The following is a 2023-nucleotide window of genomic DNA, read 5'->3' on the forward strand; positions in this document are numbered from 1 at the left end:
ACGAAAGTCGGGCTTAGTGATCCGGTGGTTCCGCATGGAAGGGCCATCGCTCAACGGATAAAAGCTACCCCGGGGATAACAGGCTTATCTCCCCCAAGAGTCCACATCGACGGGGAGGTTTGGCACCTCGATGTCGGCTCATCGCATCCTGGGGCTGTAGTCGGTCCCAAGGGTTGGGCTGTTCGCCCATTAAAGCGGTACGCGAGCTGGGTTCAGAACGTCGTGAGACAGTTCGGTCCCTATCCGTCGTGGGCGTAGGAAATTTGAGAGGAGCTGTCCTTAGTACGAGAGGACCGGGATGGACGCACCGCTGGTGTACCAGTTGTCTTGCCAAAGGCATAGCTGGGTAGCTATGTGCGGAAGGGATAAGTGCTGAAAGCATCTAAGCATGAAGCCCCCCTCAAGATGAGATTTCCCTGTTACTTTGTAACGTAAGATCCCTGAAAGATGATCAGGTTGATAGGTCAGAGGTGGAAGCGCGGTGACGTGTGGAGCTGACTGATACTAATCGATCGAGGACTTAACCAATAAAAAAGCGTAAGCTCAGTAAATGAATTGAAAAATCGTTATCTAGTTTTGAAGGAACATGCCTTCAAACTTAATATATCTGGTGGCGATGGCGAAGAGGTCACACCCGTTCCCATGCCGAACACGGAAGTTAAGCTCTTCAGCGCCGATGGTAGTTGGGGGCCTCCCCCTGTGAGAGTAGGACGTTGCCAGGTAAGAAGAGAAAAGATCAGTAGAGATACTGGTCTTTTTGTTATCCGTATAAAGGATTAAAACCTTTAGGTTTATTAGAAATAATAAAAAATGTAGAACATTACTTGATGGTATTAAGAATCATAGGATCTCCTATTTATTTTGGAATCCTTTCCATGATTGTCTATTCCCTATACATTCCATATAATAATAATGAGGGGTTTTACAACATAAAAATGAATGGTTATTCATTCATTTTGTCGAAGGGGTGGGAGAATGAATTTATCATCACAGTTATCACAAACGGTAAAAGCTTTTGGTAACAAACCTGCATTTATTTTCGAAGGCAAAGAAACGTCTTATTCACAGCTAGAAACGGTCATTAATCAATTTGCGAGCAGTTTGCATGATATAGGCGTAGGTAAAGGGGATCATATAGCTGTTGTTCTAGGGAACTCACCATATTATATTATTTCTTTATATGGGGCATTGCGAGCAGGGGCAACTGTAATACCGATTAACCCAATCTACACACCGAATGAAATCGCATATATGATCAATAATGGTGATGTTAAAGTTATAGTAACTGCAGATTTGCTTATTCCATTATTTTCTAATATTGAGGCGCAACTGCCGACGGTTGAGCACTACATCGTCTGTGAAACATCTCCTTCTCAGCAAACAGGTGAGGAAGCTAGTTTTAAAAGTGCTCTTTCAGGAAAAATGAAAACGTTATCAAATTTTGTGTCTGCTGGATCGCATGATTATACGGGTCCGGAGCTTGCTGAGAAGGACGTCGCAGTCATCCTTTATACATCAGGTACTACAGGCAAGCCCAAAGGAGCCATGCTCACACATGAAAATTTATACAGTAATGCGATTGATACCGCCAATTATTTAAAGATATCAAAAGATGATGTTGTTGTTACCACATTGCCTATGTTCCATGTTTTCTGTTTAACTGTTTCATTAAATGCGCCGTTAATGAATGGAGCTACAATGCTAATCGTGCCAAAATTTAGCCCTGCTGTTATCTTTCAATTAGTGAAAACACATCATGCTACTGTTTTTGCCGGTGTGCCAACAATGTATAACTTCCTGCTTCAATATGAACATGCAGATCCAGATCATTTTAAAACGTTACGATTATGTATTTCAGGCGGAGCATCCATGCCGGTTGCTTTACTTAAAGGATTTGAACAGAAATTTAAAGTAATAGTTTCTGAAGGCTATGGTTTATCTGAGGCATCACCTGTCACATGCTTTAACCCGCTTGATCGCCCAAGGAAACCAGGGTCGATAGGAACGAATATTGTCAATGTCC

At 42.6% G+C, this 2023-nt stretch carries 1 protein-coding gene and 2 rRNA genes; all 3 read left to right on the top strand.

Features of this window, described 5'->3' with window-relative positions; genetic code table 11:
- Positions 1–528 (top strand): 23S ribosomal RNA (locus WQ54_RS17850); the annotation flags it as partial.
- Positions 529–606: 78 nt separating this feature from the next.
- Positions 607–722 (top strand): 5S ribosomal RNA (rrf, locus tag WQ54_RS17855).
- 253 nt (positions 723–975) lie between these two features.
- On the top strand, positions 976–2023 hold a 1048-nt coding region (locus WQ54_RS17860), incomplete at its 3' end, for an AMP-binding protein (RefSeq protein WP_046585966.1).

Origin of the sequence: Bacillus sp. SA1-12 (assembly GCF_000981385.1) — a bacterium.
In the GTDB taxonomy this organism is placed as follows: Bacteria; Bacillota; Bacilli; order Bacillales; family Bacillaceae; genus Metabacillus.